Origin of the sequence: Mesorhizobium sp. M4A.F.Ca.ET.022.05.2.1 (assembly GCF_003998845.1) — a bacterium.
GTDB lineage: Bacteria > Pseudomonadota > Alphaproteobacteria > Rhizobiales > Rhizobiaceae > Mesorhizobium.
Genome location: NZ_RZOJ01000005.1, coordinates 32,872 through 53,680 on the forward strand (window position 1 = coordinate 32,872; position 20,809 = coordinate 53,680).

Annotated in this window: 17 protein-coding genes and 3 pseudogenes; 18 read left to right on the forward strand and 2 right to left on the reverse strand. The window is 59.4% G+C overall.

Features of this window, described 5'->3' with window-relative positions; all coding sequences use genetic code 11:
• Positions 1 to 32: 32 nt before the first annotated feature.
• Positions 33 to 1,239, forward strand: a pseudogene (locus EN745_RS01520) (IS3 family transposase).
• Positions 1,240 to 1,252: 13 nt separating this feature from the next.
• On the opposite strand, the pseudogene EN745_RS01525 reads toward EN745_RS01520, so the two are convergent.
• Positions 1,253 to 1,370, reverse strand: a pseudogene (locus EN745_RS01525) (transposase); the annotation flags it as partial.
• On the reverse strand, positions 1,354 to 1,527 hold the full coding sequence (locus EN745_RS35895) for a hypothetical protein (RefSeq protein ID WP_167512160.1): 174 nt from the start codon (positions 1,525 to 1,527) through the stop codon (positions 1,354 to 1,356). The gene EN745_RS35895 and the pseudogene EN745_RS01525, both read right to left, overlap by 17 nt.
• Positions 1,528 to 1,862: 335 nt before the next feature.
• Here EN745_RS35895 and queC point away from each other — a divergent pair, with 335 nt between their 5' ends.
• The 17 genes and pseudogenes from queC (at position 1,863) to EN745_RS01610 (ending at position 20,352) form a co-directional block, all read left to right on the forward strand.
• Positions 1,863 to 2,561 carry a 7-cyano-7-deazaguanine synthase QueC gene (gene queC / locus EN745_RS01530; protein ID WP_063170389.1) on the forward strand — a complete coding sequence of 233 codons (699 nt, stop codon included), beginning with the start codon at positions 1,863 to 1,865 and terminating at the stop codon, positions 2,559 to 2,561.
• Positions 2,561 to 2,917 carry a 6-carboxytetrahydropterin synthase QueD gene (gene queD / locus EN745_RS01535; protein ID WP_126063824.1) on the forward strand — a complete coding sequence of 119 codons (357 nt, stop codon included), beginning with the start codon at positions 2,561 to 2,563 and terminating at the stop codon, positions 2,915 to 2,917. The genes queC and queD overlap by 1 nt, the downstream gene beginning before the upstream one ends.
• Before the next feature lie 5 nt (positions 2,918 to 2,922).
• Positions 2,923 to 3,648 (forward strand): 7-carboxy-7-deazaguanine synthase QueE, encoded by a 726-nt coding sequence (gene queE / locus EN745_RS01540; RefSeq protein WP_164752747.1) that lies wholly within the window; start codon positions 2,923 to 2,925, stop codon positions 3,646 to 3,648.
• A 770-nt stretch (positions 3,649 to 4,418) separates the two neighbouring features.
• Positions 4,419 to 5,171, forward strand: coding sequence for a carbonic anhydrase (locus tag EN745_RS01545; RefSeq protein WP_126063825.1), 753 nt, complete (start codon positions 4,419 to 4,421; stop codon positions 5,169 to 5,171).
• 160 nt (positions 5,172 to 5,331) lie between these two features.
• A pseudogene (locus EN745_RS36740) lies at positions 5,332 to 5,528 on the forward strand (7-carboxy-7-deazaguanine synthase QueE); the annotation flags it as partial.
• Between the two features lie 1,051 nt (positions 5,529 to 6,579).
• Positions 6,580 to 7,473 carry a nitrogenase iron protein gene (gene nifH / locus EN745_RS01555; RefSeq protein ID WP_024505261.1) on the forward strand — a complete coding sequence of 298 codons (894 nt, stop codon included), beginning with the start codon at positions 6,580 to 6,582 and terminating at the stop codon, positions 7,471 to 7,473.
• An 87-nt stretch (positions 7,474 to 7,560) separates the two neighbouring features.
• Positions 7,561 to 9,063, forward strand: coding sequence for a nitrogenase molybdenum-iron protein alpha chain (nifD, locus tag EN745_RS01560; protein ID WP_024505262.1), 1,503 nt, complete (start codon positions 7,561 to 7,563; stop codon positions 9,061 to 9,063).
• A 129-nt stretch (positions 9,064 to 9,192) separates the two neighbouring features.
• Positions 9,193 to 10,734: a nitrogenase molybdenum-iron protein subunit beta gene (gene nifK, locus EN745_RS01565; RefSeq protein ID WP_126063826.1), complete on the forward strand. Its 1,542-nt coding sequence runs from the start codon at positions 9,193 to 9,195 to the stop codon at positions 10,732 to 10,734.
• 61 nt (positions 10,735 to 10,795) lie between these two features.
• On the forward strand, positions 10,796 to 12,271 hold the full coding sequence (gene nifE / locus EN745_RS01570) for a nitrogenase iron-molybdenum cofactor biosynthesis protein NifE (RefSeq protein ID WP_095489376.1): 1,476 nt from the start codon (positions 10,796 to 10,798) through the stop codon (positions 12,269 to 12,271).
• 8 nt (positions 12,272 to 12,279) lie between these two features.
• On the forward strand, positions 12,280 to 13,632 hold the full coding sequence (gene nifN / locus EN745_RS01575) for a nitrogenase iron-molybdenum cofactor biosynthesis protein NifN (protein ID WP_126063827.1): 1,353 nt from the start codon (positions 12,280 to 12,282) through the stop codon (positions 13,630 to 13,632).
• Complete coding sequence (gene nifX / locus EN745_RS01580; RefSeq protein ID WP_063169371.1) at positions 13,629 to 14,126, forward strand: nitrogen fixation protein NifX; 498 nt, start codon at positions 13,629 to 13,631, stop codon at positions 14,124 to 14,126. The genes nifN and nifX overlap by 4 nt, the downstream gene beginning before the upstream one ends.
• 16 nt (positions 14,127 to 14,142) lie before the next feature.
• Positions 14,143 to 14,622: a NifX-associated nitrogen fixation protein gene (locus EN745_RS01585; RefSeq protein ID WP_024505267.1), complete on the forward strand. Its 480-nt coding sequence runs from the start codon at positions 14,143 to 14,145 to the stop codon at positions 14,620 to 14,622.
• 107 nt (positions 14,623 to 14,729) lie between these two features.
• Positions 14,730 to 15,434 carry a response regulator transcription factor gene (locus EN745_RS01590; RefSeq protein WP_224571202.1) on the forward strand — a complete coding sequence of 235 codons (705 nt, stop codon included), beginning with the start codon at positions 14,730 to 14,732 and terminating at the stop codon, positions 15,432 to 15,434.
• Positions 15,435 to 15,529: 95 nt separating this feature from the next.
• The gene (locus EN745_RS01595) at positions 15,530 to 16,402 is read left to right on the forward strand and encodes a universal stress protein (RefSeq protein ID WP_126087041.1); all 873 of its coding nucleotides are present in this window, start codon (positions 15,530 to 15,532) and stop codon (positions 16,400 to 16,402) included.
• An 842-nt stretch (positions 16,403 to 17,244) separates the two neighbouring features.
• Complete coding sequence (locus EN745_RS01600) at positions 17,245 to 18,543, forward strand: SidA/IucD/PvdA family monooxygenase (RefSeq protein ID WP_063169368.1); 1,299 nt, start codon at positions 17,245 to 17,247, stop codon at positions 18,541 to 18,543.
• 13 nt (positions 18,544 to 18,556) lie between these two features.
• Positions 18,557 to 18,934, forward strand: coding sequence for a hypothetical protein (locus EN745_RS01605; RefSeq protein ID WP_024505270.1), 378 nt, complete (start codon positions 18,557 to 18,559; stop codon positions 18,932 to 18,934).
• Between the two features lie 254 nt (positions 18,935 to 19,188).
• Positions 19,189 to 20,352, forward strand: a complete 1,164-nt coding sequence (locus EN745_RS01610) for a TlpA disulfide reductase family protein (RefSeq protein ID WP_245438181.1) — start codon at positions 19,189 to 19,191, stop codon at positions 20,350 to 20,352.
• The last annotated feature ends 457 nt before the right edge of the window (positions 20,353 to 20,809 follow it).

Below are 20,809 nucleotides of genomic sequence, written 5' to 3' on the forward strand. Positions count from 1 at the left end.
AGTTCGTTCTGGCCCATCCAGAGGATCAGGACATGAAACGCAGCCGCTTCTCTGAAGAGCAGATCATCGGAATTTTGAAGAAACACGAGGCCGGGGTATCGGTTGGCGATCTGTGCCGCAAGCACGGGGTCAGCGACGCCTCGATCTACAATTGGAAGGCCCGCTTCGGCGGGATGGATGTCACCGAGGCTCGGCGACCTGAAGGGCTGGAGGACGAGAACACGCGCCTGAAGCGGCTTCTGGCCGACGCCATGCTCGACAATGCCGCGTTGAAGGACCTTGTGGGAAAGAAATGGTGACGCCCGCCGCCAAGCGGAAAGCTGTCGCTCGCCTGAAGGAAGGCTTCGGGATGAGCAAACGGCGGGCGTGTAAAGCCATCGGCTGTTGCCGCATGACGGTTCGCTACCAGACCAGCAGGCCGGACGACCGGGAGGTTCGCGAGCGGATGAAGGCGATCGCGCAGGAGCGTCGCCGGTTCGGCTACCGGCGTCTTCTCGTGATGCTGAGGCGGGAGGGCCTGGTCGTGAACCACAAGAAGCTGTTCCGGCTCTATCGGGAGGAGAAGCTCGCCGTTCGCCGCCGTGGCGGCCGCAAGCGGGCGATCGGGACCAGGGCGCCAATGCTGGTGCCGCTGAGGCCCGACGAGTGCTGGTCGCTCGACTTCGTATCGGACCAGCTCACCGACGGGCGCCGCTTCCGCATCCTGGCCGTCGTCGACGACTGCACGAGACAGTGCCTGGCACTCATCGTTGATACGTCTCTCTCGGGCATGCGGGTTGCCCGCGAATTGGACCGGCTCATCACTAGCGCGGCCGGCCCAGGATGATCGTCAGCGACAATGGCAGCGAGTTCACCTCGAACGCCATCCTCTCCTGGGCGGATCAGAACCGCGTCGAATGGCATTACATTGCGCCCGGCAAGCCGATGCAGAATGGCTTCATCGAGAGCTTCAACGGCCGACTGCGCGATGAACTGCTCAACGAGACGCTGTTCACCTCGCTGGCTCAGGCGCGCGTAGCCATCGCCCTGTGGCACGCCGACTACAACACCGCGCGGCCGCACTCCCAAATCGCCTGGCAGACCCCGGCCAAGTTCGCCAGCACCTTCAATCCGCGACGGTCGCTCGCGCTGCGCTATGCCAAAGGCTCCGCGCCAGCGCCCGTCGCTTCACCCGCCCAGCAGGGCACAACCCACGCCGGAAACGAACTCAAAACTGCTGGGGCAACGTCAGTCCCATAGAGCCTTGATGGTCGGCCTTTGCTCGCAGCAGCGCCTTAGGTTGGGCGAAGGCGTTCTCAATCGGATTGAAGTCGGGACTGTAGGGCGGCAGGTAGAGCAGGCTCGCCTGCGGCCTCAATCGCGCCGCGCAGGGTTCTCCAGGCGGATGTCGCCAATGTCAAATTTGCTGGCATCCATGTCGCCCTCGCTTTCTGGTTCGAGATCGGAAAATCGCCGAATAATCAGCACATCAACCTGCGCCTGAAGGAGCTCACTGCCACTTTCGGCTGGCGGGGTGTGCCGCCCCACAATTAGAATGTCAATTGTCGTGCCAACCGCACAAGCGAAGGCCAGAAAGCCAACATGTGTTCTGCGGCTTAATTAAGAGTCAGCCGATGTCGGCCGAACATCACCTTGTCTCGAAGTCGACGATCCGACAGCAGATTGCGAAAGTTGGCGCGATGCGAAACAAACTGCTGAAGCGCTCAACTTTTATTGATCACGCGTGTTGGACGCGACGCACTCCCGTTCCAATCGGGCTGAGCGCAAATTCTCCCGGTTCACAAAACTGAGTCGCTGGAGTAGTGGGGGCGCAGAGAAATCTCCGGTCGCAGCCTTACCCGGTCAAAACAAGGATACCAATGATGAAGACTCTCGCCGTCTGCTCTGGCGGATTGGACTCCGTTTCCCTTGCTCACATGGTGGCAGCGGAGCACGAACTCACCGGCCTTCTATCTTTCGACTATGGCCAACGGCACAGGAAGGAATTGGGCTTCGCCGCTCTTTGCGCGCAGCGACTGAAGGTCCCGCACCAGATCATCGACATCGGCGAAATTGGCCGTGGCCTTTCCGGCTCAGCGCTGACTAGCAGTATCGACGTGCCGGACGGCCACTACGCCGAAGACACGATGAAGATTACGGTGGTGCCGAACCGCAATGCCATCATGTTGGCAATCGCCTTCGGTCTCGCCGCCGCCCACAGCGCCGAAGCGGTGGCGGCGGCCGTGCATGGTGGGGACCATTTCATCTATCCCGATTGCCGTCCGGCCTTCATTGAAGCTTTCCAGACAATGCAAGACCGCGCGCTCGACGGCTATGCGCAGATACGCCTCTATGCACCGTATGTGAATCTCGGAAAAGCTGACATTGTTGCGGATGGCGCAAGATACGGCACCCCGTTTGCTGAGACCTGGTCCTGTTACAAGGGCGGCGTGCGTCACTGCGGACGATGCGGGACCTGCGTCGAGCGGCGCGAAGCGTTCCATCTCGCCGGGCACGCTGATCCCACCGACTACGAGGACGCCGATTTCTGGCTTGAGGCGCTGCGCAGGAGGCGCGCGTAATGTTCCACATCACCAAGGAATTCCACTTCTCGGCCTCGCATCAGCTCACCTCCTTGCCTCCCAACCATCAATGCGCGCGCCTGCACGGGCATAACTATGTCGTCGTAGTGGAGCTGTCGGCCAAGGAACTGGACGCCCACGGCTTCGTGCGCGACTATCACGATCTGGCGCCGCTCAAACGCTACATTGACGAGAGCTTCGACCATCGGCACCTCAACGACGTGCTGGGACATGAGAAGGTCACGGCGGAATGCCTGGCCAGACATTTCTATGAATGGTGCAAGGCACGTCTGCCGCAGACCGCGGCCGTGCGCGTTAGCGAAACACCGAAAACTTGGGCGGAATACCGTCCGTGACCGACATGCATCCCGCAATCCGTGTGAGCGAGATATTCGGGCCGACTATCCAGGGCGAGGGCGTGCTCATCGGCTTGCCGACGGTGTTCATCAGAACCGGCGGATGTGATTATCGCTGTTCATGGTGCGACAGCCTTCACGCGGTGGACAATCAGTATCGCCATGAATGGCTACCGATGCCGATCGATGCCGTGTGGCAAACCGTCCATGCGCTTTCCGGCGGCAGGCCGGTTATGGTCTCCTTGTCAGGCGGCAACCCGGCCATTCAGCCGTTCGGTCCCCTCATAGAACGCGGCCATCGCGAGGGCTATCGTTTTGCACTGGAAACGCAGGGTTCCGTGGTGAGGGAGTGGTTTGCGGATCTTGACGTGCTGACCCTTAGCCCAAAGCCGCCGTCCAGCGAGATGACCACCCGTTGGGCTGCGTTTGATGCATGCCTCGAAGCGGCGCAAGAGAAGCCGCAAATCGTGCTCAAGCTCGTCGTTTTCGACGAGAGTGACTATGCCTACGCCAAAGAAGTCGCGGCGAGATATCCGCACCTTCCGATCTATCTGCAACCCGGCAATCACACGCCGCCGCGCCCTGGCAGTGAAGACGCCTCTGTCGACTTGGACGGAATAATGATGCGAATGGAATGGCTTGTCGAAAGGGTGACTAGCGACAGGTGGTTCGAAGCCCGCGTGTTGCCGCAGCTGCACGTTCTGCTTTGGGGTAACAAGAGGGCGGTCTAGTCTGCGGCTTGCGTCGCACCGGAAGGCCGGGCTCCAACGGCTTGGCAGGCTCTCTTCGCGTGCCGAGTACAGCCGAGCTTTGTTCGCGTCAGCGGTCTCGCGATTGTGCGGCTGGAAACCGCCCGGACACCCCGCTGCCGGCGTGTGTCACCTTGACTCCGATGAGCTGTCGTCACGCAAAGTTGAAATCCGCAAGAACTGGCCTTCTCGCCCCACCTGCTCCGTCGCAAGCACGTCATCCCCTCATCCTTGTCCAGCTCTTATCGATGTATCTCATTGTCCGGCCTGACGCACGACTGTCAGCATGGGAATGCATCCATTGCGCAAATGCCTTCCATAAAGAAGATCGATTTCCTCACTGGCCCAACGTGAAATATAGCAACGTTTTCGTGGCGTGGGTCGGCTGCGTCGGGAGTAGCGATGAAAACGTATTAGGGTCGCCTGCGTCTCCTTGGGCAGCGAGTGTAAAGTATAGCGATGCGGCCTCCGGCGCGAACGGCAGCCGCGCAGTGATCACCTTCGCCTGTGCCTTTGCGGCGGGGGTCAAGCGCTGGTCTGCTCAAATTTTTTATCGTTTAGCTGGTTGAAACTGCTCCCGTTGCGGGCTGCAGAAGCCGGCCAGCCGAGAAACGGCAGCCGCACTTATGAAAGCACGCCAAGGCATGCGGGCATCTATCAGTTGCAAAGGACAATACTGGCCGCGCCGATTGGCCATCACGCGTCCATTAGGGCAGCCACCAACATCAGTTCGCAAGAGGAGCAAAAGTAATATGTATCGTCGTCACCTGATCAAAGGGTTGGTTGCGCTCGGCGCATGCCGGATTTGCGTTCAAGCCGCCCAAGCGACCAGTGCCCATTGGGGGTACACCGGTCCGGTCGGACCGGAGCACTGGGCTGATCTGGATAAGGAAAATTTCGTATGCTCTGCCGGCACGCAGCAATCGCCGATCAATATCAACAGCGCGGTCAAGGCGGATATCCCGCATATCGCCATCGGCTGGCACAAGGGCGGCGGCAATATGGTGAACAACGGCCACACCATTCAAATCAATATGCCACAAGGCAGCACGCTGACCCGCAGCGATCGTGTCTACGAACTGGTACAGTTCCATTTCCATGCGCCAAGCGAACATCACGTGGCGGGCAAGAGCTTCCCGATGGAGGTGCATTTCGTTCACAAGGACACGCAAAGTGGTACTCTGGGCGTGCTGGGCGTCTTTTTAACGCCCGGCGCGACAAATGCCAGCTTTGCTGCCCTTGCTGCGGCCTTTCCCGAACTGCCGAATGGGGAGGTGACGATCGACGAGGTGAATCCCAACTGGCTTCTGCCAGCCTCGCTTGGCTATTGGACTTATGAGGGCTCACTGACGACGCCGCCGTGCACCGAAAACGTCGAGTGGATGGTGGCGATGGAACCGGTTGACGTTGATCCGGCAGACATCCAGCGATTTGCCTCCCTCTACCCGTCGAACGCGCGCCCTATTCATTCACCCAATCGACGCTTCATCCTGCGCCAGAGTTGAGCGCCGCCCCAGCGGTTCCGCACGGTCCAACATTCTTGGCACAAGTTGGCGCGAAGCCTCCTCTTCCGGTCTGGCGGTCTGACGGCGCTCCCCAAGCTGGCTAGTCTAAATGATAGGGATTCGGTGCCGACACCACTCGTCCCAAAGACGTCGCGGCGAGGTTTGTCTGCAACCCGGCAATCACACGCCGCCCCGCCGTGGTAATGAAGACGTCTCTGTCGAGTCCGACGGAATATGATGCGCATGGAATCGCTGGTAGAAAAGGTGACCAGCGACAGGTGGTTCGAAGCCCGCGTCTTGCCGCAGCTGCACGTTCTACTCTGGGGTAACAAGAGGGTGGTGTATACCTTCTCCTAGCTTCGCCGCCAACTACTCGGTTTTCCGAATTGCTCTCTATATTCTTGAAGACGATGCGTTCGTTAAAGACATGTGCTGCGCACCTGGTGTAAAAGCTGCTCTCATCATGCAGAGGTCAAGCCAGTCGGGCTCATCCGAGGCTATGGCCGTGAGCACTGTTCAGTTCGGCAGAGAGGGCGCTTTTGTACACACTTTGCGATCGTGGCGGCCCCGTGGGCAGATCTGCAAGCTGCCGCGACACTAACCTCTCGAAGCCCGCCCGCCCGCCTGTTGATGCGTGTCTCCCAGTAAGATTCCTGTCCAAGAACGTGATAATCTTCTTGCCAGTGTTGTAGCTGATGTTGCCCTTGATGCCGCAGCCTACCGCGGCGGGACCAAACTCAATGGCAAGCAGGCCGGCTAGGATCGTGCAGCCAGTCGCGAGCCTCGCCCACAACGGGGTCTCACGCGCATGAGGGCGCCGACCATGGGTTCGGCGGTTCGTACGCGTATAACACGTATCTTTCTGAAAAAATCAATGCTCTCGGCTAAGCTACTGAATTATTTGGCTTCCATATAGCGCGTCGGCGGAACCAACTTGTAGACGGGCTATGAAAGGTTAAGCGCGGATGTCTATCGGCCGCCGGCGTTCCCGCTCTGTAAGCCTGCCTGAACTACCCGCGCCGCGGTCAAGCCCCAGGCTCCTGCTCATCCAGCGACCGCCCGATCAATGGCAGGCTGGAAAGACAAGAGCCGATGTCTTCCGATGGTCTCGCCATCAGCTTTGGGCTAACTTCCCCATTCTCCCGCTTCGAGCTCGACACACGGCGGTTTGGATGGCGCACGACAATCTGTGTCGGCTTTGTCGTGTCCGTGACAGACGCCTGAAAGGCCCGTTCGCGCGTTTTGCCGCCGTCTAAGCGGCTGGAATTTAATGACAAAGTTTTTTCTGGGATCGGCCGATCACGCTGGTACGCTTTTTGCGATGCTTGGTGTGAGGCGGCACGAGCTGCCTATCGGCACTTGTGTCGCGGGCAGTCGCGATGATTAGAACGAAGGAAGGAAAGCTATTATGTCAGGTCTGCGTCAGATCGCCTTTTACGGAAAAGGCGGCATCGGCAAGTCCACCACGTCCCAAAATACGCTCGCTGCCCTTGTCGACCTCGGGCAGAGAATCCTCATCGTAGGATGCGACCCCAAAGCCGATTCCACACGCTTGATCCTGAATTCGAAAGCTCAGGATACCGTCCTGGATCTCGCCGCACAGGAAGGTTCGGTGGAAGACCTCGAACTCCAGGACGTGCTCAAGGTGGGCTACAGAGGCATCAAGTGCGTGGAGTCCGGCGGCCCCGAGCCGGGTGTCGGTTGCGCCGGCCGCGGCGTCATCACCTCGATCAATTTCCTCGAGGAGAATGGCGCTTATGACGATGTCGATTATGTCTCCTATGACGTCCTCGGCGACGTGGTATGCGGCGGCTTCGCCATGCCGATCCGCGAAGGCAAGGCCCAGGAGATCTATATCGTCATGTCCGGCGAGATGATGGCGCTCTATGCCGCCAACAACATCGCCAAGGGCATCCTCAAATATGCCCATTCGGGCGGTGTGCGGCTGGGCGGGCTGATCTGCAATGAACGTCAAACCGACCGCGAACTCGATCTGGCCGAAGCACTGGCTGGCCGATTGAATTCCAAGCTCATCCACTTCGTGCCCCGCGACAACATCGTCCAACATGCCGAACTCAGGAAGATGTCGGTGATCCAGTACGCGCCGGACTCAAAGCAGGCAGGGGAATACCGCGCTCTGGCCGAGAAGATCCACGCCAATTCGGGCCAGGGTACGATCCCGACGCCGATCACCATGGAGGAGCTGGAGGAGATGCTGCTCGACTTCGGCATCATGAAGACCGACGAGCAGATGCTTGCCGAGCTTCACTCCAAGGAAGCGGCGAAGGCGGCGGCCCAGTAGTGACATTAGCGCTGCCATGAATCGGCGCGCCTTGCAGAGAACGGCGCCTATTCTTTGAGGCGTCACCCAACCTTGAAAGGGGGACTCATGAGCCGGGAATACGAGAATGACGGTGCTCTTCATGCGAAGCTTATCGAAGAGGTGCTGTCGCATTATCCCGACAAGGCGGCGAAGCGCCGCAAGAAGCACCTCAACGTCGCAAAGAGCGGCAACGAGGCTGGCGGGGAAAGCGAGGTCCTTTCCGAATGCGACGTCAAATCGAACATCAAGTCCATTCCCGGGGTGATGACGATTCGCGGCTGTGCATATGCTGGTTCGAAAGGCGTGGTGTGGGGGCCAGTCAAGGATATGGTCCATATCTCGCACGGCCCGGTCGGCTGCGGCCAATATTCTTGGTCGCAGCGCCGCAACTACTACGTCGGTACAACGGGCGTCGACACGTTCGGGACAATGCAGTTCACCTCCGATTTCCAGGAGAAGGACATCGTCTTCGGCGGCGACAAGAAGCTGGAACAGATCATTGACGAGATTGAAGTCTTGTTTCCGCTCAACAACGGCATCACCGTGCAGTCCGAATGCCCTATCGGCCTGATTGGCGATGACACCGAGGCCGTTTCTCGCAAAAAGACCAAGGAGTATGACAAGACGATCGTGCCGGTACGCTGCGAGGGCTTCCGCGGCGTCTCGCAGTCGCTTGGCCACCACATCGCCAATGATGCAATCCGGGATTGGGTCTTCGACAAAAAGGATGTCAAGTTCGAGGCCGGCCCCTACGACGTCAACGTCATCGGCGACTACAATATCGGCGGCGATGCCTGGGCCTCGCGCATACTGCTTGAGGAGATAGGGCTGCGCGTGGTTGGCAACTGGTCGGGTGACGCCACACTCGCAGAGATCGAGCGCGCCCCGAAGGCTAAGCTCAATCTTATCCACTGCTACCGGTCGATGAATTACATCTGTCGGCATATGGAGGAAAAGTATGGCGTCGCCTGGATGGAGTACAATTTCTTCGGTCCCTCCCAGATCGAAGCCTCTCTGCGCAACATAGCCAAGCATTTTGGGCCGGAAATCGAGGAGAAGACCGAAAAGGTCATTGCCAAGTACAGGCCGCTTGTTGATGCGGTCATCGCCAAGTACCTGTCGCGCCTGGAAGGAAATACCGTGATGCTCTATGTGGGCGGCCTGCGCCCCCGCCACGTCGTCACGGCCTACGAGGACCTCGGCATGGTCATCGTGGGCACCGGCTATGAATTCGCCCACAGCGACGACTATCAGCGCACCGGCCACTACGTGAAGAACGGCACGCTGATCTACGATGACGTGACCGGCTATGAGTTGGAGAAATTCATCGAAGGGATTCGCCCAAATCTGGTCGGCTCGGGAATCAAAGAAAAATACCCGGTGCAGAAGATGGGCATACCGTTCCGCCAGATGCATTCCTGGGATTATTCAGGCCCGTATCACGGCTACGATGGCTTTGCCATTTTCGCACGTGATGTGGATCTCGCCATTAACAACCCGGTCTGGGACCTATTCCACGCGCCTTGGAAAAGAAGCCGGGGCGATGAGCGGGCGATGGCTGCCGAATAAACATTTGCTTCAGCCCCAGTCTCCCACTGAGACGGTGAACTCCCGCGGCCTCTGATCCGCCGGAGCCTGGAACGTCTTGACGTCCTGAGCTGCCGTCCCGCGCAGCCAGATGCAAAAGAGGTAATCATCATGCCGCAGTCGGCTGAAAAAATTCTCGATCACGCTCCCCTGTTCCGCGAGCCGGAATACAGAAAGATGCTCGCTGAGAAGAAGCTAAACTTCGAATGTCCGCACCCCGATGAAATCATTTCCGATCAGCGCGATTTCACCCAGACGTGGGAATACCGCGAAAAGAACCTCGCCCGCAAAGCGCTTGTCGTGAACCCGGCCAAGGCCTGCCAGCCGCTGGGTGCGGTATTCGCTGCCGCCGGCTTCGAGCGAACCATGTCCTTCGTCCACGGCAGCCAAGGTTGCGTCGCCTATTACCGCTCGCACCTGTCGCGCCATTTCAAGGAGCCTGCCGCGGCGGTCTCCTCCTCAATGACCGAGGATGCGGCGGTGTTTGGCGGCCTGAAGAACATGGTCGACGGGCTCGCCAACACCTACCAGCTCTACGACCCCAAGATGATTGCCGTGTCGACGACCTGTATGGCAGAGGTCATTGGCGACGACCTGCACAGCTTCATCCAGAACGCCAAGGACGAAGATTCAGTCCCGCGCGACTTCGACGTGCCCTTTGCCCACACCCCGGCCTTCGTTGGCAGTCATGTCGACGGCTATGACAACATGGTCAAAGGCATTTTGGAGCACTTCTGGAAAGGTCAGGAGCGTACGCAAATCGAAGGAACCATCAACATCATTCCGGGCTTCGACGGCTTCTGCGTCGGCAACAACCGGGAGCTCAAGCGCCTGCTCGATGTAATGGGCGTGTCCTATACATTGATCCAGGATGCCTCTGACCAGTTCGATACGCCTTCGGACGGTGAATACCGCATGTATGACGGGGGCACGAAGATCAACGAGGTGAAGAAGGCCCTCAACGCCGAGGCAACGCTTTCGCTGCAGCATCACAACACCCGAAAGACACTGGGCTATTGCGAGGAGGTCGGGCAGGCGACGGCCTCGTTCCACTATCCGCTCGGCGTTCAGGCGACGGACGAATTCCTGATGGAGGTCGCGGCGATTTCCGGCAAGGAGATTCCCGAGGCAATTCGCCTCGAGCGCGGCCGACTGGTAGACGCCATGGCGGACAGCCAATCCTGGTTGCATGGTAAGAAATACGCCATCTACGGTGATCCCGACTTCGTTCACGCAATGGCCCGCTTTGTCATGGAGACCGGCGGCGAGCCAACCCATTGCCTCGCCACCAATGGCACCTCGGCATGGGAAGCCGATTTGAAGAAGCTGCTAGCATCCTCGCCTTTCGGCAAGGCTGCCCAGGTTTGGGCGGGCAAGGACCTGTGGGCGCTGCGCTCACTGCTCTTTACCGAGCCGGTGGACCTTTTGATCGGCAATTCCTACGGCAAGTACCTGGAGCGCGACACCGGAACACCGCTGATCCGGCTGATGTTTCCGATCTTCGATCGGCACCATCATCACCGCTTTGCGCTCTTTGGCTACCAGGGAGCGTTGCGCGTGCTGACGACGATCCTCGACAAGATCTTCGACAAACTCGATCGCGAGACGAGCGAGACGGGTGTGACGGATTATTCCTATGACCTCACGCGCTAAGAGCCGTGGCCGGCTTTTCGCCGAGGCCATTCCTTGCCCAATGGACTGGGGAGGCTGAGCAATGTCCTCCCTCAGCGCCAAAATCAAGGACGCCTTCGATGAGCCCGCCTGCGATAAGAACCGTGGCAAAGATGCCAAGGCGCGCAAGGAGGGCTGCTCGAAGTCGCTGACACCAGGGGCGGCAGCCGGCGGCTGCGCCTTTGACGGAGCCAAGATCGTCCTGCAGCCGATCACCGACGTTGCGCATCTGGTCCATGCGCCGCTCGCCTGCGAGGGCAATTCTTGGGACAACCGTGGTGCGGTTTCGTCAGGGCCGACCTTGTGGCGGACAAGCTTCACGACCGACCTCACCGAACTCGACCTTGTGATGGGGCAGGGCGAGCGGAAACTCTTCAAGGCGATCCGCGAGATCAAGCACACATACGCGCCGCCGGCGATCTTCGTCTACTCGACTTGCGTAACGGCGCTGATCGGTGACGACATCGAGGCCGTGTGCAAACGCGCCACGGAAAAGTTCGGTTTGGCCGTGGTGCCGATCAATGCGCCTGGCCTGGCAGGCTCCAAGAACCTCGGCAATAAGCTCGCCGCCGAGGCGTTGCTCGATCATGTCATCGGCACGGTCGAACCCGACGACCCCGGACCCTACGACATCAACATCCTTGGCGAATTCAACCTCTCGGGCGAATTCTGGCTTGTAAAGCCGCTCCTCGATCGGCTCGGGATCCGGGTGCGCGCCTGCATTCCCGGCGATGCGCGTTACCGCGACATTGCTTCCGCGCACCGCGCCCGGGCGGCAATGATGGTGTGCTCGACCGCGCTGATCAGTCTTGCCCGCAAGATGGAGGAGCGCTGGGACATCCCGTTCTTCGAGGGCTCCTTCTATGGCATCTCCGACACATCGCAAGCTCTTCGAAACCTTGTCAGGCTGCTGGTGAGGAAGGGCGCCGATCCGGAGATCCTCGAGCGCACAGAGACGCTGATCGCGCAGCAGGAGGCGATCGCGTGGAAGAAACTCGAATCCTACCGGCAAAGGCTCCAAGGCAAGCGCGTGCTGCTCAACACAGGCGGTGTGAAGTCCTGGTCGGTTGTCCATGCGCTGATGGAGATCGGAATCGAGATCGTCGGCACCTCGATCAAGAAATCTACGGTGCAGGACAAGGAGCGCATCAAACAAGTTCTCAAGCACGACAAGCACATGTTCGAATCCATGGCTGCGAGCGAGCTGTACGCCATGCTCTCTGAACACAGGGCCGATATCATGCTGTCGGGCGGTCGCACGCAATTCATTGCGCTCAAGGCCAAGACGCCCTGGCTCGATATCAACCAGGAGCGCCAGCATCCTTATGCCGGCTATGACGGCATGGTGGAACTCGTACGCCAGATCGACCTCGCCATTCACAATCCGATCTGGTCTCAGGTGCGCCAGCCGGCCCCGTGGGATTGCCAGCCTGAGCTGATAGGCGAATTGCCGTGCACGAGGAACGAGACCGCGTACCTGTTTGATGAATTCGCCTGCGCGACGGCACACGAGTGTTGAGGCGACCGATGGCCCGCATCCTTCCCCAGAGCAAATCGGCGGCAGTCAACCCGCTGAAGTCGTCGCAGCCGCTGGGTGCCGCCTTTGCCTTTCTTGGCGTCGACGGTGCGATGCCGCTGTTCCACGGCAGCCAAGGCTGCACAAGCTTTGCGCTCGTTCTCTTCGTGCGGCACTTCAAAGAAGCGATTCCCTTGCAGACTACGGCGATGGATGAGGTGGCGACCATCCTCGGCGCAGCCGACCATCTGGAAGAGGCGATCCTCAACCTCAAGAACCGCACGAAGCCAACGCTGATCGGGGTGTGCACGACCGCGCTGGTGGAGACGCGTGGCGAAGATTGCGCGGGTGATATTGCCAACATCATGCGGAAGCACACGCAACAGCTTGCGGGTACGGAGGTCGTGCTGGCCAACACGCCGGATTTTGACGGCGCGATCGAAGAGGGCTGGGCCAAGGCAGTCACCGCAATGATCGAAGGGATTACGCGCTCGGGCGAACGGGCGCGGCACCCGAAGAAGATCGCAATCCTGCCCGGATGCAACCTCTCTATCGCCGACATCGAGCATATGCGGGACATGGTTGAAAGCTTTGGGCTCAAGCCGGTTATTCTGCCCGACATTTCAGGCTCGCTCGACGGTACGGTTCCTGACCGCTGGGTAGCGACCACATACGGCGGCACCAGCGTCGAAGACATTCGCGAGTTGGGCACGGCCATGCAATGCATCGCCATCGGTGAGCACATGCGCCGCCCGGCGAAAGCGCTGCACGGGTTGACCGGCGTGCCTTACGTGTTGTTCCAGTCACTGACTGGGCTGCAGGACACGGACCGCTTCGTGTCGCTGCTGTCTGCGATTTCGGGCGCGGCGGTACCGGCCCGCGTGCGCCGGCGCCGGGCGCAATTGCAGGACGCGATGCTCGACGGACATTTCCATTTCGGCGGCAAGAAAATTGCCATCGCTGCCGAACCAGACCAGCTGTTCCAACTTGCGACCTTCTTTGCTGGCCTCGGCTCCGAGATAGCCGCGGCCGTCACAACGACCGACAGGTCTAAAATTCTCGAGAAAGTCCCGGCGGTTTCGGTTCAGATCGGCGATCTCGGCGATCTGGAAAGTCTTGCCGTCGGTGCTGACCTGCTTGTCACGCATTCGCACGGGCGCCAAGCATCGGAGCGGCTCCGAATTCCGCTCATGCGCATCGGGTTCCCGGTCTTCGATCGACTAGGCAGCCAGCACAAGCTCGCAATTCTCTATCAGGGCACCCGCGACATGATCTTCGAGGTCGCCAGCATCTTCCAGGCCAACCAACACGCGCCCACTCCTGAGGCGCTTGATCCACTCCGTAATCGAGAAATATCACGATGAACGCTGTTCGCCGCCTCTCGCTGGTCAGTAGTGAGGTTTTCGCCCCGATGCCTGAACGACGTAAGGGCGCATTGCGCGTTGCGATCGCCACTCAGGACATGCAGGACCTCAACGCCCATTTCGGGTCGGCCAGGCGCTTTGCTGTCTACGACGTGACGCGCGAGGAATGGAATCTCGTAGAAGCCGTGGCCTTCGATGACGTGTCCGATGAAAGCGGGGAGCATCGGGCCGAGCGCGATGATCGCATCACGCCAAAGGTGGATGCGCTCAAGGGCTGTCAGATCCTGTTTTGTCTGGCAATTGGCGGCCCTTCGGCAGCCAAGCTTGTCGCGGCAAAAATCCACCCGATCAAAGTGGCGGAGCCCCAATCGATCCCACAGGTGCTCTTGCGCACGCAGATGATGCTCAGGACGTGTCCTCCGCCTTGGCTGCGCAAGGTGCTGGCGCGAGCGGGCATTGCCGAAAAGAAACCGTCCTTCGAGGACGAGGACTGAAAAGAGGAGGACGCCAATGCCTGACCCCGCAATCCCCCCAGCTGTCGCCGAAGACGAGGCGGCTCTTTGCACCCCGTTCGTCAAATGCCTCGTGCGGCTGATCCGTTCTCAGGATTCCTATGGCTCGTGGGAACGCAAAGCGGACGCTGAGCTGCTGGGCGACTTCATCATTACCAAGGAACAGCGCCGAGGGATCCCAATCATCGGAGATCCCGATCCCGACGTGCTGTGGAGGCTCGACAAGTACTACGCCGCCATCGGGCTTGCGATCGAGGAGCGCTGCGGCCTTATGGCATCGCCGATGATCCAGGTGAGCCATGAGGGTTTTGGTCGGGTGCTTTTCACGACCGGACGGCTGGTCGTTTTGTCCAAAACGCTGCGCGATGTCCACCGGTTTGGCTTCGAGACGCTCCTGAAGCTCGCCACGGCCGGTACGAAGCTGGTCGACGATGCGATTTCAGTCATCGAAACCTTTCCCCACGTGGCGCTGGCATGATGGGCGCGATTTTCGAGAAAGGCCATCATGACGGACCCGAGAAACTATGTTGGCCAGTCCCCTCGATCCAGGGACTCGAGGCCGACCAGGTTGTTGGGGTATCGCCGATGAAGAAGCCGCTGGTCCTGATCTGCTCGCAAGATGCCGAGTTCTATCTGCTCTACAGCCACATACTGGAGGTTGACGGTTTCAGCAGTGAGACGGCAGACGGCGCGAAGGCTGCGCTGGCCTTGGCCGAACAACGGGAGCTTCAGGCCGTAGTGCTGGATTGCGACCCAGCCAGCATAAACGGGTCCGCAATTTGCGCCCACCTCAAGCGGGAACCGCGCACCACCGACCTGCCTATCATCGCCCTGATCGCGCCTGGCGCCGAGCACCAGCACCTCGATCTCTTGAAGGCAGGCGTTGAGAGCTTTGTGCGGCCGGTGGCTCCGGCCAAGCTGCTCGACTGCCTGCGGGCGAGGCTCGGGCTGACCAAGCGTGGTCCGAACGGGGTTGAAAACGACAGTTGGATTTGTTGTGGAGGCCTGGAGATGAAGCTCGATGCCCATCGGGTTCGCGGTAATGGCCACGACATCCATCTCGGACGGATCGATTTCAACGTGCTGCGGCTTATGATTGAGGCCCCCGGCAAGGTCTTCAGCCGGGACGAGCTTATCGGGGCGGCCTGGCTGCCCAACATTCATGTCGGTGCACGCACCGTCGATGTCCATATCAGCCGAATCAGGAGGGCGCTGAAAACGGCCTTGCCCGGCAGCGTCATTCGCACCGTCAGGTCGGCCGGCTACTCGCTCGAGAAGCCGGACGACTGAAATCGGTGATCGAACGTGGTGCCGCTCTCTCTTCCTCCTGAGAGCGGTGTTGCCGCTTTGAGGCGCTCCTAACGAAGACCAGGAGAAGCAGGCAAATGGAATTTAAAAGCATATTCAGTGTGACGGGTGCTGATCATTCTGATGAGGACCTCACAACAGCTGCCGGACTGTGTGCCGAGGTCGGCGCGCACCTATCGGTACTCATTATACCGCCTCCATTGCTCTTGATGTTGTCTCCGCCCCCCGAATGGAATACAGGACGTGCACAGGCAATTGCAGTACCGAACTATCGATTTCAGCAAATCGAGAAATTTTCACAGGACGTGACCAGAATGGAAAGACGGTCCGCGGATATCCTCAAAAGGCTGAAAGCTATGTCGCTTTCCTGTGACGTTGACACCGACTATTGCGATCCGGCTAGCCTCGGTGAAGTGGCACGACAGCGGGCGCTCTGCGCTGACCTGACGATCGTTGGAGGAGACCTCCTCAACGATGAGACTCTCGGACCTCCTGTTGTCAACGGCTGCTTGTTCGATAGCGGAAAGCCGGTGCTCATCGTGCCGAAGGGCGTTAAGGCGACGCTGTCGCCTCGACGCGTGCTGGTCGGCTGGGATTCGCGTGTAGAGGCCTCGCGTGCGGTTCGGGAAGCTCTTAGTATCCTATCCGCTGCCAAGGAAGTCTGTGTCGCTATGGTCGATCCAAAGGCGCAAAACAACGGGAAAGGCGCGCAGTCTGGAGCTGACATCGCTGCCTATCTTACTCGGCACGGTGCTCGGGTCTCCGTTGACCTGCTTAAGAGCGCCGGCAAATCGGCGGGCACAGTGCTGACCCAGCACGCGAACGACATCTGTGCTGACATGATGGTTATGGGTGCTTATGGCAGCCGTGGGCTGCGTGAGCGGATTTTCGGCGGTCCGCCGAGCTGGAGCTTTGGGAAGACCACATTGCCGCTGTTTTTGGCTCGCTGATCAGCTCCGTAGGAACACCGATCAGGTCGTAGGACCGCCAACCAGTCCGAAGTCGTCGTCGGTTACCGGTCGGATTGCGGAGACATGGCTGGATCCGCGAACATCTTGCGACGCTTGTCAGAGCCAAACCGGACGCCTCGACTGCTTCACGACGCTCTCGTGAACCAACTCGTGCGAGATCGTCCGCAACGGGCAGTAAAGACGAACGGCTGCAGCAGACCGCAGCCAAGCCACAGGGCGGGTGTACCAGGAGACCCCGCCTCGTGCGCGAACCCTGTTGGAAGGCCCCTTATCAGTACCCGGACGCGCGTCAAATCGGCGGCTGTCCCTGTCAGCCTGCGGTGTGCAAGGGCCGCTGCCGCGGAGCTTCCCCTGCCCGATCGTCGGGCGTGCGACAATGTCGGATTCCAGACGAGCTGGAACTGCGCGAACTCGTTGGTTTGACAGGTCTTTATCCGGCACGCCGCATGCATGGGAGTCTCCGAAAGCATTAAGAGCCGTTATCCATGGTTACGCCCCTCGAAAGAAAGAGCCGCTTCCGTCGTGGCAGGGAAACAGCCACTCCTGGGGTGGAGGCCGGCGCTAGAAGCCGCCGTAAGATCCGGAAGAGCCGCGCGACAGCATCACACACTTTCCTTCTGCTCTTGGGTTCGGATCACGCCGCGCCGCTGTCGATGCCGCCGACATTGAGCCCAAGACCTGGAAGGCGGCACACGCTTTTGCTGTCCTCTCAGTCGGGACCGCGGCTCAAGCATGCCTGTGAGGTTCGCATTGCTCAATGCCCGGCAATCGACGTCAACATGCCGCTGAGTTGGAAAACACTCCTAGAGGAGTAAGGATAAGTGGACCTCTTTTGTATTGGTGTGGGTGCTGGACCATCTAATTTGAGCCTTGCGTGTCAGATACAGGAAGAGATTGCGCAAGGGGCACTGTTCCTGGACCGGGAGGTCGATTTCCGAGGACATCCAGGCAGCGCTTTCGATTGCGCGGAGCTCCAGGTCGGCCACTTCCAGGATCTGGTTACTCTGGTCAATCCGCGATCAGCCTACACATTCGTAAACTACCTCCACGAGAACGGGCGTCTTTACAATTTCCTCAATGCGCAATTTCACGGGGTGCTTAGAGCCGAGTTCGCCCAATATCTCAACTGGGCGTTCCAGAAGAATCCGCTTGTCCGTGGCGGCGAGGCCGTTCGCGAAATCCGCTTTGACGGCGAGTTTCGCGTGCGGACGGACAACGCGGTCCTTGATGCAAGAAACCTCGTCATCGACATAGGCAAGCAGGCGCAAATTCCGCCTCAGTTTCATGGCTGGACTGGACCCAACCTGTTCCACTCATCTGAGTTGGCCCACATCAATCCTGAGGTGCAAAAAAAGCATGTCTGCGTTGTTGGCGGCGGACAGTCGGGAGCCGAGCTGCTACTGCACCTTGTCGGCCGGCCGAAAGAACGGCGGCCCGCGGCGATCACATGGGTCTTGACGCGCGAGATGCCTTTCGACGACCACGCGTTCACAAACGGGCTGTTCACGCCATGCTTCTCGGATCGTTTTGCTGCGATGAGCGAGGTGCATCGACAGCTGTTCCTGCGGCGTTTCGCGCTTGCCTCCGAGGGCATTTCAGAAAGCAAGTTGCGCGCGGTCTATCAGGCGCTCTACCACCACGCCTTTCTCGAGCCACACCAATGCGAGATCACATTGCGGCCAAGTTGCAACGTGTCGCGCTGCATCAATGCCGGAGCAGGGCACAGGCTCACGCTGCAACGCGGCTTGGACAACATCGGAGAAGTAACCGCCGATATCGTCATCCTGGCCACCGGGTACGAGAAACCGCTGCCGGGTTTCCTAGAACCGATCGCAGATCGCCTCGAACAGATCGGCAATGAGCTCGCCATCGGCGAGGATTTTTCGGTGTACTGGGACGGACCGCGAGACCGACGCCTTTTCGTTCAGAACGCCTGCCTTGGACAGCGCGGGCTGGCTGATCCGAACTTTGGGCTGCTGGCCTGGCGAGCGCGCCGCATCCTTGACAGCCTTCTGCGGCGCGCGCCATGCGCCAATCCCGAGCATCTAGGGTTCATCAACCGTCCCTTGACGGAGTGCTGGCCCGACCTCGGAGTCGAACAAATGGGCAGCGGGATATGATTCGTCGATATTGATGATCGGCGGTGGCATTCAGGAAAGATTTCCGCCTCTGGCGGCAAAAGCGGGACGAGCAATATTCCTACGGCGTCAGATCGCTCTGCTCGCGCTTGAGCAAGGTAGCGTCGCGCGACTCCTGCTTGGCGTGAAACAGCAAAGGGCATTCAATCACGATGCAGCTTTACGTGCTGTCGGGCTCAACGCCACGTGGATCGAGCCCAACGCCGCCGTTGGCAACCGCGACGCGAATTATGACGCCGGGCCACATGCGGCGGTGGCTGCAAGGGTACCGAGCCTCTCCCGCACTTTCGACCCCATCGCCGAAGTGCGACTACTCCAGGACGCCGAAGCCGGTCTTATCGCCAGCGGGCCAGCCAAACTCTCACCTTCCTAAACGGCAGCCGCTAAGGTGAGCCGTCGAAAGCCGACATTCAGGTTAACGTCAGCTGGCCGTGTTAGGGCTCGCTTATTCAAGGCGGTACCGGCGCTTGCCGAAGCTAAGAAGGGTTGGCATGCCCTTTGCCGTGCTTGATGTGCGGCAACACGGTGAGAGCTCCGCTGAAGCAAGCGAGAGGGAGCAATGCCCTCGAGACCGTGTCCGATTTTGACTGGAAAATATTCCGCGACAAAAGAGACGAAAGGTGTGGAATGACTTTGGACACCAAGATGGAACTGCGTATGGGGTCCCCGGCTCCTGCGCTGAAAGTGGAGAACTGGCTGCGTGGCGAGCCCCTCACGAGCCTTCGGCCCGGCAAGGTCTACCTCGTTGAATTTTGGGCGACTTGGTGCCGACCATGTGTCCACGCCATGCCCCATTTGATCGAACTGCAGGAGAAATATAAAGACAGCGGATTTGAGATTATCGGAGTCGCAGCTTGCGAAAAGGCTGCAACCGCGGACGAAGCGCGGACCAACGTGGATGCCTGGCTGACCGAGAAGTTCCCGAATCTGAATTATCGGACAGCGTTCGATTGCACTGGCGAAATGAAAAAGCTCTGGCTGGAACCCAGCTCTTCGTTCGGGATTCCCACCTCGTTCGTGGTCGACCGCGACGGCCACATCGCTTATATCGGCCACCCGGCACCTCTCGATGACGTTTTGCCGAAAGTCCTTAACGGCAGCTGGCGCAGCAGCTATGAAGCGAAAGCCGTCGATGCAAAGCGAATCTCGCGTGTGCGCGAATCGTCGCTGAGTCAGCCGATATACGCCAAACTTGGGCCGGCGATGCAGGACGAGGATTGGGCAGCGGCACTATTGGCCATCGAAGAAGGCCTCGCCGTGATGCCAGACTCTTTTGATTTTCGGCGGGTTCATGCGGATATTCTGCTTCACAAGCTGCGCGACATCAAAACCGGCTTGCCGCTTATGCGCGAATTGGTCGAGGACGCGATCAACAAAAAGTTCGAAGCGATGTCTTGGGTGGTGATGGCGCTGAACCAACTCTTCCATCCCACGATCGACAACTCCCATCTTCCGCATGATGATCGCTTTGCGATGGGCAAGGAGCTCTCCGAACAGATCCTGGAACTTAATCCTCCGCAAGGCGATGGAGACTTTAAATTCGGGTGTTACTTTCCGGTCGCTCAGTATTATTACGAGAGCGGCAACAAGGACCGGGCGATCGAGTTGATCGAGGTGGCAATCAAATCGCTGGACCATTCGGAGCCAGTGCCGGACCAAACCAAACAGCGCTACCTCACCTCGTTGCTCCAAGCCCTGGCCAACTACACGGGTGAGCCTGCCTGTCACGCGGGTCTCTGTGTGGCTCCGCAAAACAAGACTTCCGAAACTCAAAACGCTGTCACTTCCTGAGCAAGGATCGCGAAGGGCATGACAATTGGAATTGAACACCGGCAAATCCGCCCGCCCAGGCGCACTTCGCAGCAATAACGTCGATGCCGCAAAAGTGCGCGGCTTGCGGCAGGTGGAATTTCCATTGCGTTTACCTCGGGTCGAACCGCGGCGCAGGCGTTCGCGCCGCGGTGAAAGGTCTCGCATTGGTGGACGTGCTCGAGGTCGGCCACGGGACACTGTTGCGTGGGATCGGCTCGCCCAAGCCATTCCCCGCCCACGCAAGCGCCCGAACCACACATCGCAGAAAAAGAGATCGTCCTTCAAGAGGAGTACTGAAATTGGGGAAAAGCGAAATTCCTCATGAACCGGTTGGCCCTGCTGTCCACGGGGACGGCGAGGCCCTTGCTTCCCCGTTCGTCAAATGCCTCCTGCGGCTCATTCGTACTCAGGATTCCTTCGGCTTATGGGAAGGCCA

Coding starts and splice junctions, on each gene's coding strand:
- nifE (WP_095489376.1), top strand. CDS start 10,796: ATGTCCTCCCTCAGCGCCAAAATCAAGGACGCCTTCGATGAGCCCGCC.
- nifD (WP_024505262.1), top strand. CDS start 7,561: ATGAGCCGGGAATACGAGAATGACGGTGCTCTTCATGCGAAGCTTATC.
- EN745_RS01585 (WP_024505267.1), top strand. CDS start 14,143: ATGCCTGACCCCGCAATCCCCCCAGCTGTCGCCGAAGACGAGGCGGCT.
- EN745_RS01610 (WP_245438181.1), top strand. CDS start 19,189: ATGACTTTGGACACCAAGATGGAACTGCGTATGGGGTCCCCGGCTCCT.
- queC (WP_063170389.1), top strand. CDS start 1,863: ATGAAGACTCTCGCCGTCTGCTCTGGCGGATTGGACTCCGTTTCCCTT.
- EN745_RS01545 (WP_126063825.1), top strand. CDS start 4,419: ATGTATCGTCGTCACCTGATCAAAGGGTTGGTTGCGCTCGGCGCATGC.
- nifN (WP_126063827.1), top strand. CDS start 12,280: ATGGCCCGCATCCTTCCCCAGAGCAAATCGGCGGCAGTCAACCCGCTG.
- EN745_RS01605 (WP_024505270.1), top strand. CDS start 18,557: ATGATCGGCGGTGGCATTCAGGAAAGATTTCCGCCTCTGGCGGCAAAA.
- nifH (WP_024505261.1), top strand. CDS start 6,580: ATGTCAGGTCTGCGTCAGATCGCCTTTTACGGAAAAGGCGGCATCGGC.
- EN745_RS01590 (WP_224571202.1), top strand. CDS start 14,730: ATGAAGAAGCCGCTGGTCCTGATCTGCTCGCAAGATGCCGAGTTCTAT.
- queE (WP_164752747.1), top strand. CDS start 2,923: ATGCATCCCGCAATCCGTGTGAGCGAGATATTCGGGCCGACTATCCAG.
- nifX (WP_063169371.1), top strand. CDS start 13,629: ATGAACGCTGTTCGCCGCCTCTCGCTGGTCAGTAGTGAGGTTTTCGCC.
- nifK (WP_126063826.1), top strand. CDS start 9,193: ATGCCGCAGTCGGCTGAAAAAATTCTCGATCACGCTCCCCTGTTCCGC.
- queD (WP_126063824.1), top strand. CDS start 2,561: ATGTTCCACATCACCAAGGAATTCCACTTCTCGGCCTCGCATCAGCTC.
- EN745_RS01595 (WP_126087041.1), top strand. CDS start 15,530: ATGGAATTTAAAAGCATATTCAGTGTGACGGGTGCTGATCATTCTGAT.